Origin of the sequence: Solwaraspora sp. WMMB335, assembly GCF_049179075.1 — a bacterium.
GTDB lineage: Bacteria > Actinomycetota > Actinomycetes > Mycobacteriales > Micromonosporaceae > Micromonospora_E.
This window is the reverse complement of record NZ_JBMHMF010000001.1, coordinates 59,578-72,652: the sequence shown is the minus strand read 5'-3', so window position 1 is coordinate 72,652 and position 13,075 is coordinate 59,578. Positions and strand designations below refer to the sequence as shown.

Here is a 13,075-nt window from a genome sequence, read left to right as displayed (position 1 = left end):
GCTCACTCCTGGGTCACGGGACGGGCGGCGCTGCCAGCGGTGCGCTCCAGCAGGGTGTGGTGGGCGCGGGCGGCCCGCCGGGCCAGCTCGGCGGCGTCGGCGGTACGCAGCTCGCCCCGCTCGACCACCGGGCGACCACCGACGAGCAGCAGCTCGACCGGGGCAGGCGGGCCGAGCACCAGGGCGGCGACCGGATCGTCGATGCCGGCATGGCCGAGCCCGTCGACGCGCCACAACGCCACGTCGGCGAGCTTGCCGGGCTCCAGCGAGCCGAGGTCGCCGGCACGGCCCAGGCAACGGGCCCCACCGATGGTGCCCAGGGCGAGCGCGTCGCGGGCGGTCAGCGCGCCCGGCCCGGCACGCAGCCGGGCGGCGTACAGCGACTGGCGCAGCTCGGCGCCGAGATGGCCGGCCTCCTGGCTGGCCGCGCCGTCGACGCCGAGGCCGACCGGGACACCGGCGGCGAGCAGGTCGGTGACCCGGGCGGTGCCGGCGCCGAGGCGGGCGTTGGAGCTCGGGCAGTGCGCGACGCCGGTGCCGGTGGCACCGAGCCGGGCGACCGCGGCGTCGTCGAGGTGTACGCCGTGCGCCAGCCACACGTCGTCGCCGAGCCAGCCGAGTCCTTCGGCGTACTGCACCGGGGTGCAGCCGTGGCTGGCCTGGCAGTACTCCTGCTCCTCGACGGTCTCGGCGAGGTGGGTGTGCAGCCGTACGTCACGACGGCGGGCGAGTTCGGCGGCCTCACGCATCAGCCGCGGGGTGACCGAGAACGGCGAGCAGGGCGCGACCGCGACCCGCAGCATGGACTCCGGCGCCGGGTCGTGCCAGCGGTCGATCGCGGCCTCGGTGGCGGCCAGAGCGGCGTCGGTGTCCTCCACGGTGGAGTCCGGGGGCAGTCCGCCGGCCGAACGGCCGAGGTCCATCGAGCCGCGGCAGGGGTGGAAGCGTAGCCCGATCCGGGTCGCGGCGGCGATCTCGGCGGCGAACACGTCGCCACCGTCGCGCGGGAAGACGTAGTGGTGGTCGGTGCTGGTGGTGCAGCCGGACAGGGCCAGCCAGCCGAGGTTGGCGGCGGCCGCCGCGTGCACGGTGTCCTCGTCCAGGCCCGACCAGACGGGGTAGAGGGTGGTCAGCCAGCCGAACAGGTTGTCCTGCTGGGCGAGGCCCCGGGTGGCCCACTGGTAGAGGTGGTGGTGGGTGTTGACCAGGCCCGGGGTGACCAGGCAGCCGGATCCGTCGACGCGGCGGATCTCGGTGCGGCGCCCGGCGGTGAGCTCGTCGAGCAGCCCGGCGGGGACGGCGCCGGTACCGACCGCGGCGATGCGCCCGTCGTCGCCGACCACGAGGTGTCCGTCGCGGTGCTCGGTGCCGGCGGCGTCGACGGTGGCGATCGCCGCGCCGGTGATGACCAGCATCACCACTCGCCCAGCGGCGGTGGCGCGTCGTCGCGGGTGACAGTGCCTTCGATCAGCCCGTACGGCCGGTCGGCGGCGACGAAGACGGTGTTCGGGTTGTCCAGCCCGAACGGGCTCAGGTCGACGAGCAGGTGATGCTTGTTGGGCAGGGCGAGCCGGACCTCGACCACGTCCGGACGCTCGGTCAGCACCCGCTGTCCCATGGCGTACAAGGTCTGCTGCAGCGACCGGCTGTACGTCCCGGTGAACGCGGCGACCAGCGCGGCCCGCACCGCCGCGTAGGCGCCGTCCCACCCGCCGTCGGCCGCGCCGGTGCCGACTGCCGGCTCGGCGTCGGCGTCGGCGTAGCGCCAGGTGGCGTCGACGGCGGTGGCGAGGATCCGGTCGCCGGTCTCGGGCAGCGTGGTGTACGGGTCGTGGACGTAGCCACGGAACTCCGAGTCGGTGGCGTTGAGCAGCACCAGCCCGGTCACCCCGGCGATCACCTCGGCCCGCTCGCCGTCGTAGCGGACGGTGGCGGTGCGGGTCGCGGAGCCGTCGCGTTGGAACGAGTGCGGGCCGAGCCGCTGCCAGTCGTACTGCTCGATACCGACCCGGGCCCGGGTGATGCTGGGCTGGCTGTCGACGAAGTGCCGGGCCAGCAGCAGGCCGAACTCCTCGGCGGAGCCGATACCGTGGCTGCGGGCGAAGGCGTACACCGTGTTCTTCTGCGAGTCGGTCGGCAGCACCTGGCTGTTGTCGCCGGTCAGGTGGGTGGCGTCGAGAGCACCGGAGAGCGCCACGCTGACGTTGAGGTCCTGCAGGCTGTGCCGGGCACCGTCGCGGTAGACCCGTACGACACGGGTTTCCGCCTTGCCGTACCGGTTCGGCCCTAGCACGATCCCCATTCGTCAGCTCCCTCGGTAGGTGGTGTACCCGTACGGGCTCAGCAGCAGTGGCACGTGATGGTGGCGACCGGCGTCGCGGACGGTGAAGACCACCGGGATCTCGGTGTAGAACGCGTCCGGGCCGAGCCGGCCGGACACGTCGAACACCAGCCGGTACGTGCCGGTGCCCCACTGCGCGGCCGGTGCCCAGTCGCGCAGCCGCCCGTCGTCGTCGGTGCGCCCGAGGGCGATCGTGCGCCACTGGCCGCCCAGGTCGGCGCGGGCCAGCCGGACCGGGACGCCGGCTGCCGGGGTGCCGCTGGCGGTGTCCAGCACGTGGGTGGACAGCGGCGCCCAGCCCGCCTCGTCCGGGCCGGCCAGATCGTCGACGAGTCGCCCGATCCGCAGTGCGGCGATACGGCCCAGTTCGGTACGGACCACGGCCCGCTCGGTGTCGTCGTCGTTGCCGAGCCGCTGCTGCGCGACCGCGGCCAGTTCGGCGGCATTCCGGCCGTTGGCGAACACCAGGAACCGGAACCCGAACCGCTGCTCGTACGCTTCGTTGAGCGTCCCGAGCGCGGCCCGGGCGGACTGCTGCGCGGGCTGCGCCGAGTCGCCGGTGGCGGTGGCGGTGGCGGTGGCGGCCGCTTGCTCCCGACGGGACCAGCCGGCTTCCCGGCCGTCACCGGCCGGCGGCTGCCCGATCCGCGGATGCCCGGCGACGGCGGTCACCACCTCGGCCCACGGCAACGCCCGCACCTGGGCCAGCGCGGCGTCGGCCAGCGCGGCCCGGTCCGGGTACGGCCGCCCGGCCAGCACCGCCCGCGCCCAGCCGGGTGCGGCGCAGCAGCTGAGCAATTGTGGCCGCGCCGCGTCGCCGGGCAGCGTGTTGAACACGTCCAGTCCGCGATCCACTCGCCGGATCCCCCTCTCGCGCAGCAAGCAGTCAAGCAGCCGGGGTGAGCTGGCCGGTAGCGGCGCGGGGACCAAAGACGAAACATCATCACCGTACGGTTTTGGAGGTTCATCCAACGACCGCAGACCGGAGGCGACCGTGCTGCTGGCTGACGTGCTCGGCAAGACTCACCTCAAGCTCGTGCCGCTCACCGGCGACGAGGGCCACGACCGCACGGTCGGCCGGGTGAACGTGATCGACCTGCCCAACCCCGGTCGGTACGTCGCCGCCGCCGATCTGGTCCTCACCGGGTTGATGTGGCACCGCGGGCCGGCCGATTCGGAGGTGTTCGTGTCGGCGCTGGCCGCTGCCGGGGTGACCGCGTTGGGCGCCGGTGAGGCGCTGCACGGCTGCGTGCCCGGTGACCTCGTGGCGGCCTGCCGCCGGCACCGTCTGCCGCTGTTCGAGGTGCCCGCCGACGTGTCGTTTCGCGACATCATCGACGACGTGCATCCCACCGTGTGGGCGCAACGCGCCAGTTCCCTCGCGGCGGTGCTCGGCCGCCAGCGCGGCCTGGTCGCGGCGATGGCCGCCGGGGCCCGGCTGACCGACCTGCTGCCCACCGTGGCCGGCGCGATCGGCAGCGACTGCTGGACGCTGACCACCAGCGGACGGGTCGTCGCCGGCACCGCCGAGCTGCCCGCCTCGGTCGCACAGACCCTGGCCAACGCGTTCCTGACCGCCCCTCGACTGCCGGTCACGGTGCCCGTCGAGGGGACGTCGTACTCGATGTTCGGGGTGCCCGGGCGGGCCGAGAACCGGCTCGCGGCCTGGCTGGTCGCCTGCCGGGGCACCCTGGACGCGCTGCCGGGCACGGTCGACGAGCTGACCAGCGTCGTCGCGTTGGAACGGGCCCACCTCGACGAGGTGGCCCGGGTCGAGGCCCGGCTGGCGGGTCAGTTGCGGGCCGCGCTGCGGATGCCCGGCGACCTGGCCGGGCTGCGGGCCGCGCTGCTGGCGGCCCGGCTCGACCCGGAGGCGACCTTCGTAGCGGTGACCGCCACCCTGGACGGGATGCGGGCACCGGCCACGCTGACCGTCGCCGTGGTCGACGAGGTCCTCAGCCGGCTCGACACCGACCGGGCGGTCGCCGCCCTCGATCCCGACCTGCCCTCGGGCGCGCTGGCGGTGCTCGCCGTGCCACCGCACGACGCGGCGTCGGTCGGCGCGGCGCTGGTCACCGCCGCCGACCGGATGGCGCCCGGCCTGCGCGGCGGGCGGCTCACCCTGGGCGTGAGCACCCCGGCGGCGGGGGCGGCGGCGCTGGGCGGGGCGGTCGAGGAGGCGCTGCACGCGCACCGGTCCGCCAGCAGCACCGCAAGCGGCCCGGTCACCGTGGTGGCCGCCGGGGAGTTGGCGTCGCACTCGCTGCTGCTGGCCGGGGTGCCGGTCGGCATCCGGCGGGGCTTCCGGTCCCGGTTGCTCGGGCCGATCGAGGCGTACGACCGCGCCCACCACGCCGATCTGCTGCGCACCCTGGCCGCGTTCCTCGACTGCGGCGGATCGTGGAGCCGGTGCGCCGAGCAGCTACACGTGCATGTCAACACGCTGCGGTACCGGATCAGCCGGATCGAGCAGCTGACCGGCCGGGACGTCGGCCGTTTCGAGGACCGGGTGGACTTCTTCCTGGCGCTGCGGCTGGCCGCCGGAGACTGAGCCGGTGGTCGCGGCGGCGCTCGTTGGACCGGCGCTCGTTGGACCGGCGCTCGGCTCGCCGTGGATCGGACCGGTAGCGGTGGTCAGCCGACCGCCGGGCCGGCCGGCGCGGGCCGCGACGATCTCGGCGGCGACGCTGACCGCGGTCTCCTCCGGTGTCCGGGCACCCAGGTCGAGTCCGATCGGGGCGCTGACCCGGGCGAGCGCCGCGTCGGACACCCCGGCCGCCCGCAACTGGGCGAACCGGTCGCTGGTGCTGCGCCGCGAGCCCATCGCACCGATGTAGGCCAGCGGCAGGTCCAGGGCCACCCGCAGCAACGGGACGTCGAACTTCGGGTCGTGGGTGAGTACGCAGAGCACGCCGCGCGCGTCGAGGCGACCGGCGGCGGCCTCGGCGGCCAGGTACCGGTGCGGCCAGTCGACAATCACCTCGTCCGCGTCGGGGAACCGCGCCGCGGTGGTGAACGTCGCCCGCGCGTCACACACGCTCACCCGGTAGCCGAGGAACCGGCCCTGGCGGGCCAGCGCGGCGGTGAAGTCGGTCGCGCCGCACAGGATCATACGCGGCGGTGGCACGAAGCTACGGACCAGCAGGGTCAGCCCCGGTGCCGGCCGGACCAGCCCGGTTCGGCCGGCGGCGAGCAGTTGGCCGGCGCTACGCGCCGCGACGGCGTCACTGGTCGCGTCGCCGAACGAGCCGCACAGGCCGCTTTCGCTGGCATCGGGCGAGCCCTGCCGGCCGGGCTCGAACAGCACCGACCGGCCGAGACAGTGGGATCCGGCCACCGCGGTCAGCACCGCGACCGGGCTGCCCCGGCGGACCGCCGCGCCGATCCGATCCAGCTGGGGCATGCTGAACCGGTCGATCCGCTCGACGTACACCTCGACGGTCCCACCACAGCTGAGGCCGGGCTCGAACGGTTCGCCGGCGTCGCTGAAGCGGGCGGTACGTGGTTGCCCGCAGTCGAGCACCCGCTGGCACAGCTCGTACACCGCCGCTTCGACGCAACCAGCCGACACACTGCCGGTCACCGTACCGTCCGGGGCGACCAGCATCGCCGCGCCCGGTGGCCGCGGTGCGCTGCCGGCGGTCGCGGTCACCGTCGCCAACGCCACCGCGTCGTCGGCGTACCACCAGCGCAGCAACTCGTCGAGCAGCGGGCCGTTCACGGGTCCACCTCCAGCCGGTCGACGCCGGTCCGGTCCACCGGGCGGTCCAGGTCGGTCGGGTCGGCGATGTCTGCACACGGCACGAGCCGCAGTGATCGCCGGTGGGTTCGCAGGTAGGTCCGGGCGCCCGTGTCGCCGGTCGCGGCGGCGGCCGCCCCCGGCCAGTGGTCCCGGCCGAGCACCACCGGATGGCCCTGGCGCCCCGCGTAGCTGGCCGCCGCCAGCGTACGTCGATCGGCCCCGGCGGCGACCCGTCGTACCGCCCCCGCCCCGACTCCGGGCATGTCCACCAGCAGCACGGCCACCGCGTCGGCGGCGGTGCCGGCCAGCGCGGCCAACCCGCAGCGCAGTGACGAAGCCATCCCACTGGGCCAGTCCGGATTGTCGACGACCTGTGCGCCGGCCCGGCCGGCGACGGCACGCACCTGGTCGGCCTGCGCGCCGACGACCACCAGCACCGGTCGGCACCCCGCCGCCCACAGCACCTCGACCGTCCGATCCACCAGCGGCTTGCCGCCGTGGTCGAGCAACGCCTTGGGGCGGCCGTACCGGCGGCCGGCACCGGCGGCGAGCAGCAGTCCGGCGAGCACCAGCCCACGATGCGGATTGGCTGACCGCTCGGTCAAGTCCACGGCGTACGGCTTGTAGCTTCGTCCAATCCGTGGCGTGATCCGTGGGCCGGGAGTTGTGGTCCGCCAACATTGTCCATCTCGCCGGCCCGGCGCGACGATGCGTGACGTGGACTTGCACACCGTCGAGGACGTGATCGCCGCCGACGCCGACGCCTGGCGTGCCGGGGACCGTTGGCTCGCTGGTGGCAGCTTCCTCTATTCGCAGCCACAGCCGCAGGTGCGCCGGTTGCGGGACCTCACCATGCTGGGCTGGACGCCGCTGCGGCTGGCCACCGACGGGCTGGAGATCGCCGCCACCTGTACGATCGCCGAGCTGGCCCGGTTCACCCCTCCGGCACGATGGGCCGGGGTCACCGGGTTGGTGGCCCGCTGCTGCGACGCGTTCCTCGCGTCCCACAAGATCTGGAACGTGGCCACCGTCGGCGGCAACATCTGCGCCGCGCTGCCGGCCGGACCGATGATCTCGCTGGCGGTGGCGACCGACGCCGACTGTCTGCTCGTCGATCTGACCGGCGGGCGGCGCCGGATGCCGGCGGTCGAGTTCGTCCGCGACGCCGAACTGACCGCCCTCGCCCCTGGCGAGTACCTGCGCGGCGTGCGGGTGCCGGCACGGGTGGCCGACGACCTGTTCGCGCTGCGCCGCGCGTCGTTGTTCCCGCACGGGCGCTCCGCCGCGCTGGTGATCGGCCGGCGCCATCGAGGCGCCGGAGGGTGGACACTGTCGGTGACCGCGGCCACCCGGCGTCCCGTGGTGCTGGCCGCGCCGGCCGTGCCGGGCGAATCCGAGTTGCTGGAGCGGGTGGACGCGGCCTGCGCCACCGCCGGCTGGGTCGACGACGTGCACGGCCTGCCCGCCTGGCGACGGCACCGGACACTACGGATGGCCGCCGAGGTCCGCGCCGCACTGGCCGATGGGGGTGCCCGATGAGGTTCGTGGTCAACGGCCGGGCCGCCACCGGGGAGCCGGCCGCCGGCCAGTGCCTGCGCACGTTCCTGCGTGAACAGGGCTGGTACGGAGTCAAGAAGGGGTGCGACTCCGGCGACTGCGGCGCGTGCACCGTGCACGTGGACGGCGAGCCCGTGCACAGTTGCCTCTATCCGGCGGTGCGTGCCCGGGGCCGCCGGGTGACCACGGTGGAAGGGCTGGCCGACGGCGAGCGGCTGCACCCGGTGCAGCGGCGGTTTCTCGACGCGCAGGGATTCCAGTGTGGTTTCTGTACCGCCGGTCTGCTGATGACGGTCGCCGCGCTGGACGACGCCCAACGGGCCGACCTGCCCCGGGCGTTGAAGGGCAATCTGTGCCGGTGCACCGGCTACCGGGCGATCGGTGACGCGGTCCGGGGCACCTGCTCGGCGGTCGGTGGCGACACCGACGGCTGCCACGTCGACGGCAGCCACGTCGACGGCAGCCATGTCGACGGCGACGGGCCGCCCACCGGCGAGCAGCCGCCCACCGGCGCGGTGGGGCGCAACGTGCCGGCACCGGCCGCCCGCCAGATCGTCACCGGGACCGCACGGTTCACCTTCGACGTCGCGGTGCCCGGCCTGACGCATCTCAAACTGGTCCGGGCCACGGTGCCGCACGCGCGGGTCACCGACATCGACGTCGCCGCCGCGCTGGCGGTGCCGGGCGTGCTCGCCGTGCTCACCCACCGGGACTGTCCCGACCGGCTCTACTCCACGGCGCAGCACGAGCACGCGCACGAGGACCCGGCCGACACCCGGCTGTTCGACGACGTGGTCCGCTTCGTCGGACAGCGGGTCGCCGCGGTGGTCGCGGAGACCGAGGCGGTGGCCGAGGCCGCCGCGGCGTTGGTCACGGTCGACTACGCGCCGCTGCCGGCGGTGTTCGACCCGGAGGCGGCGATGGCACCGGGCGCTCCGGTGCTGCACGACAAGGACCCGCTCGCCACCGGCATCGCCCGCCCGCTGGACAACGTCGCCGGTGAGGTGCACGGCGAGGTCGGCGACGTGGACCGGGCGCTGGCCGAGGCGGACGTGGTGTACGAGGAGACCTTCCGTACCCAGCGGGTGCAGCACGCCCATCTGGAGACCCACGGTGCGGTGGCCTGGCCGGAGCCGGACGGAGGTGTGACGGTGCGCTCCAGCACCCAGACGCCGTACCTGACCCGGCGGGCGCTGGCCCGGCTGTTCGATCTGCCGACCGACCGGGTCCGGGTGGTGGCCGGGCGAGTCGGTGGCGGCTTCGGCGGCAAGCAGGAGATGCTCGTCGAGGACGTGGTGGTGCTTGCGGCGCTGCGCACCGGGCGGCCGGTCAAGTTGGAGTTCACCCGTACGGAGCAGTTCGTCGCCGCCACCACCCGACATCCGTTCCGGATCGCCGTGACGGCGGCCGGCCGACGCGACGGCACGCTGACCGCGCTGCGGTTGCGCGTGCTGGCCGACACCGGAGCGTACGGCAACCACGGCCCGGCGGTGCTGGCGCACGGCTGCAGCGAGTCGATCGCGGTCTACCGCTGCCCGAACAAGCAGGTGGACGGCTGGTCGGTCTACACCAATACGGTCCCGGCCGGCGCGTTTCGCGGGTACGGCCTGGGTCAGGTGTCGTTCGCGGTCGAGTCCGCGGTCGACGAGCTGGCCCGCCGGCTCGGCCACGATCCGGTGGCCTTCCGTGCCCGCAACGTCATCGGGCCGATGGATCCGCTGGTCACGCCGGTCGGGCACGACGACACGGTGCGGGTGCACAGCTACGGCCTGGACCAGTGCCTGGACCTGATCCAGCAGGCGCGCAGCGCGCCGCGGCCCGGGAGCGCACCGGCCGGCGCCGGGACCGGCACCGCCGCCGGTACCAGGGACGGCTGGCTGGTCGGCGAGGGCATGGCGATCGCGATGATCGCCACCGGACCGCCGGGCGGCCACCACGGCCGGGCGCGGATCGCGCTGTCGCCCGACGGCGAGTATCACCTGGACATCGGGATGGCCGAGTTCGGCAACGGATCGACCACCGTGCACCGGCAGCTGGTGGCTGACGCGCTGTCCACCACGGTGGACCGGGTGCGGATCCGGCAGTCGGACACCGCCCTGGTCGGGCACGACACCGGCGCTTTCGCCTCCACCGGAACCGTCGTCGCCGGCACCGCCGCCCAGCGGGCCGCGCTGGCGCTGCGGGAGCTGCTGCTCGCGGCGGCCGGCCGGCTGGCCAGGTCGGGGCGGGCGGCCAGCTCGGAGCGGGCCGGCGGGCCGGTGGCCGGGTCTGGGCCGGTGGCCGGGTCTGGGCCAGTGGCCGGGTCTGGGCCAGTGGCCGGTGCCGGCGGCGAGGACGACCGGCTGGACGGCGACGCGGTGTGGTGCGCCGGGCAGCGCATCGGTCTGGTGGAATTGGCCCGGGCGGCGTCCGACGCGGGCGATGTGCTGGCCGCGGCGGGTCATGCCGACGGAGCACAGCGTTCGGTGGCGTTCAACGCGCAGTGGTTCCAGGTGGCGGTCGACGCCGACAGCGGTGAGATCCGGATTCTACGCAGCGTGCACAGCGCCGATGCGGGCACCGTGCTCAATCCGATGCAGTGCCGTGGCCAGATCGAGGGCGGGGTGGCTCAGGCGCTGGGCGCGGCGCTGGCCGAACGGGTCGACATCGACGGGCGGGGCGAAGTCGCAACCCGTGACTTTCGCAGCTACCACCTGCCGACATTCGCCGATGTGCCGCTGACCGAGGTGCACTTCGCCCGTACCAGCGACCCGCTGGGCCCCAGCGGCGCCAAGTCGATGAGTGAGAGCCCGTTCAATCCGGTGGCCGCGGCGATGGCGAACGCGGTGCGGGACGCCACCGGTGTCCGGCTGACCGATCCACCGTTCACCCGCGACCGGGTGTGGGTCCGGTTGCAGTCCCGCCGGGCCGGATCCGATCTGAGGTAGAGGGGAGGGTCCGACCCGATGGTGGCTGTATCGTTCGCGTCCGCTCCGCGCTGGGGGGCCATTCCGCACCGGCGGCTACTCGACGCGGTGGCGGCGGCTGTCCCGGCCGACCGGCTGCCACGAGTGGAGACCGCCACCGTCACCCACCTGCAGCGACCCGTGCCCTGGCAGCACCGCACCGGCCTGGTCAGTCTGGCCAGCACCAGCTACCCGGCACTCGCCCGACGGATCGCGGGGGTCGTCGACACGGAGTTCCCCGGGGTACGTCTGGCCACCACGGAGCCCGCACGCGGCCGCGACGACCGCGACCGGTTCGACGTACTCGTACCCAGCGGCCACGCCGACGAGGTGATCTTTTGGCTCGACCGGCTCTGGCAGGCGGCCACCGTCCAGGTCGGATCGCGTACCCGCGACGCCCAACGGATCCCGACCGCGCGGACGATGTGGCGGGCGGCACTGCTGGTGGCCAACGGCTCGCGGCGCCGCAGCCAGCTGCGGGTGCGGGTGCCCGACCCGGGGGCGCTGGCGGCGCTCGCCGATGCCGGGGCGGCACTGGGCCTGACCGTACGTCGACACCTGCGCCGTGGCAACTCCTACTTCGTGACCGTGGACGATCCGATGGAGTCCATCCACCTGCTGCGCACCGTCGGCGCCGGACCGCACGCCGAAGCCTGGGTCCGCGACGCGGCCTGAGCGCGCCCGCCCGTCTCGCCGACCGGGGCTGGCCACCGGGTCAGCGCCCGCCCGCCCGGAAGACCTCGGCCACGGTGCGCAGCAGCACCTTGATGTCCAGCCAGGGCGACCAGTGTTCGATGTAGTAGTTGTCGAACCGGGCCCGATCGGAGATCGGGGTGTCCCCACGCAAGCCACTGACCTGGGCCAGGCCGGTGAGACCGACCGGCACACGGTGCCGCATGGCGTAGTCGGGGTGCTCCGCGGAAAATTTCTCCACGAAGTACGGCCGCTCCGGCCGCGGACCCACGACCGTCATGTCGCCGCGCAGGATGTTCCACAGCTGCGGGAGTTCGTCCAACGACGTGCGCCGCATGAACCGCCCGATCGGGCTGACCCGCTTGTCGTTGGCGATCGACCAGTTGGTCTTCGACTCCTGGTCGTTGTCGGGTCGCATGGACCGGAACTTGATGACGTCGAATCGCCTGCCGTACTGCCCGATCCGTTCCTGCCGGAAGAAGATGCCTCGTCCACCGTCGACGTAGGTGGCCAGCGCGCACAGCGCGAGGATCGGGCTGAGCAGCAGCAGCGCGATCGAGGCGAAGGCCACGTCCGAGGCCCGCTTGAGGGCCCAGCGCGGCCCGGACAGGCTGACGTGGCGCACGTGGACCAGCGGAATCGCTCCGATGTGATCCGGCTGGCGTCCCTGCGAGCCGGACCCCCACAGCCGGGCGACCGCCCACAGATCCATCGCGGTGCACTCGGGTCGGCGCAGCAGCTCCATCAGCTCCGGCTCGGGGCAGTCCGGCTCGGCGATGATGAGCACGTCACACTCGACCATCTCGATGATCTTGGTAAGGTCGCCGAAGGTCCCGACGAGCGGCAACGACGTACCGGCCCGCAGCCGGGCGGTGGAGTCGACGCAGCCGGCGAAGCGCAGGCCGTAGCTCGGGTAGCGGCGCATCAACCGCGCGAGTTCCACGGCCACCGGACCGCTGCCGAGCACCAAGGCATTGTGTTCCACCCAGCGGCGGCGCCGGGCGAAGACGACCATGCCCCGGGTGACGGCACGGCCGAGGATCAGCAACACTGCGGAGACCGCCACCCCGCGCATCATCCCGGCGACGTACTCGACGGAGTCGTGGCGCAGACCGGCGATGATCGCGACGATGCCGGCCGAGGCGAGTAGCCGTCCGCACAACCCCGGCAGTTCGTCGAGGATGCTGACATGGCGCCGGGCGCTGTAGAGGCCGCCCAGGGCGAACACCACCACGGTCAACGCGACGAAGAACAGCGTGCCCCGCCAGTACTGGTTCGTCGCCAGCAGCGGACAGAGCAGCGCCGCCACGTCCGCCGGTGCGGCGATCATCCAGGCCCGCAGGGGCCGGGTGCGCTTCGAGGCACGCGATCCGGCGTACGGCAGCACCGCGGTCGCGCCCGCGCGCATTGCCGAGCTCTCGTCGTCCCCGGTGGTGCCCGCACCGGCGGCGCCACCGGCGGTGACGGTCAGGTCAGGACGGCGTTCCGGCAACTGCGCGGCAAGCTGCCCGTCGGCCGCCGACGGCCGGGGACGAGGTACCAAGGGTGTCTGCGGGTCCGCCGCTGTCGATCGCGTCGACGCAGCCGACGGTTGACTCGCGCGGGGACCGACGGTCGGCAGCTCCACGGTCGTTTCCCGACCCGCCGCCGACAGCGACGACATGTCCAAGACCTCCCCCTGGCCGTTGTTCGATTGCGGCGATCGCATGGTCGTCCGTCCATCTACCCTGTCTGCGTCGGGAGGCGCGGTCCGCGCCGACCCGCCGCCGCGGCGGCAGTGTAACCAGTCACGTGACC

Annotated in this window: 9 protein-coding genes and 1 pseudogene; 4 read left to right on the top strand and 6 right to left on the bottom strand. The window is 73.9% G+C overall.

Translation table 11 applies throughout. The features are described from left to right. Nucleotides 1-2: 2 nt before the first annotated feature. From ACN27F_RS00250 to uraD, 3 genes are read right to left on the bottom strand one after another with little or no spacing between them, the layout of a single operon-like run. Nucleotides 3-1,415, bottom strand: a complete 1,413-nt coding sequence (locus ACN27F_RS00250) for an 8-oxoguanine deaminase (protein ID WP_421430511.1) — start codon at nt 1,413-1,415, stop codon at nt 3-5. Then, nucleotides 1,415-2,302: a factor-independent urate hydroxylase gene (gene pucL, locus ACN27F_RS00245; protein WP_421430510.1), complete on the bottom strand. Its 888-nt coding sequence runs from the start codon at nt 2,300-2,302 to the stop codon at nt 1,415-1,417. The genes ACN27F_RS00250 and pucL overlap by 1 nt, the downstream gene beginning before the upstream one ends. A gap of 3 nt (nt 2,303-2,305) precedes the next feature. Further along, the gene (gene uraD, locus ACN27F_RS00240) at nt 2,306-3,196 is read right to left on the bottom strand and encodes a 2-oxo-4-hydroxy-4-carboxy-5-ureidoimidazoline decarboxylase (protein ID WP_421430509.1); all 891 of its coding nucleotides are present in this window, start codon (nt 3,194-3,196) and stop codon (nt 2,306-2,308) included. 139 nt (nt 3,197-3,335) lie between these two features. Here uraD and ACN27F_RS00235 point away from each other — a divergent pair, with 139 nt between their 5' ends. Beyond that, complete coding sequence (locus tag ACN27F_RS00235; protein WP_421430508.1) at nt 3,336-4,892, top strand: PucR family transcriptional regulator; 1,557 nt, start codon at nt 3,336-3,338, stop codon at nt 4,890-4,892. Nucleotides 4,893-5,024: 132 nt separating this feature from the next. Here ACN27F_RS00235 and ACN27F_RS00230 read toward each other — a convergent pair. Together ACN27F_RS00230 and ACN27F_RS00225 are read right to left on the bottom strand one after the other, a co-directional pair. Continuing rightward, nucleotides 5,025-6,062 (bottom strand): annotated as a pseudogene (locus tag ACN27F_RS00230) (XdhC family protein); the annotation flags it as partial. Then, nucleotides 6,059-6,688: a nucleotidyltransferase family protein gene (locus ACN27F_RS00225; RefSeq protein WP_421430507.1), complete on the bottom strand. Its 630-nt coding sequence runs from the start codon at nt 6,686-6,688 to the stop codon at nt 6,059-6,061. The pseudogene ACN27F_RS00230 and the gene ACN27F_RS00225, both read right to left, overlap by 4 nt. Nucleotides 6,689-6,791: 103 nt before the next feature. On the opposite strand from ACN27F_RS00225, the gene ACN27F_RS00220 reads away from it, so the two are divergent. From ACN27F_RS00220 to ACN27F_RS00210, 3 genes are read left to right on the top strand one after another with little or no spacing between them, the layout of a single operon-like run. Beyond that, the gene (locus ACN27F_RS00220) at nt 6,792-7,622 is read left to right on the top strand and encodes an FAD binding domain-containing protein (protein ID WP_421430506.1); all 831 of its coding nucleotides are present in this window, start codon (nt 6,792-6,794) and stop codon (nt 7,620-7,622) included. After that, a complete protein-coding gene (locus tag ACN27F_RS00215; protein ID WP_421430505.1) occupies nt 7,619-10,567 on the top strand; it encodes a molybdopterin-dependent oxidoreductase in 2,949 nt (982 codons plus the stop codon). The genes ACN27F_RS00220 and ACN27F_RS00215 overlap by 4 nt, the downstream gene beginning before the upstream one ends. Nucleotides 10,568-10,585: 18 nt before the next feature. Beyond that, nucleotides 10,586-11,260: a hypothetical protein gene (locus ACN27F_RS00210; protein ID WP_421430504.1), complete on the top strand. Its 675-nt coding sequence runs from the start codon at nt 10,586-10,588 to the stop codon at nt 11,258-11,260. Nucleotides 11,261-11,300: 40 nt separating this feature from the next. On the opposite strand, the gene ACN27F_RS00205 is transcribed toward ACN27F_RS00210, so the two are convergent. Then, the gene (locus tag ACN27F_RS00205) at nt 11,301-12,986 is read right to left on the bottom strand and encodes a sugar transferase (protein WP_421430503.1); all 1,686 of its coding nucleotides are present in this window, start codon (nt 12,984-12,986) and stop codon (nt 11,301-11,303) included. Nucleotides 12,987-13,075 lie beyond the last annotated feature (89 nt).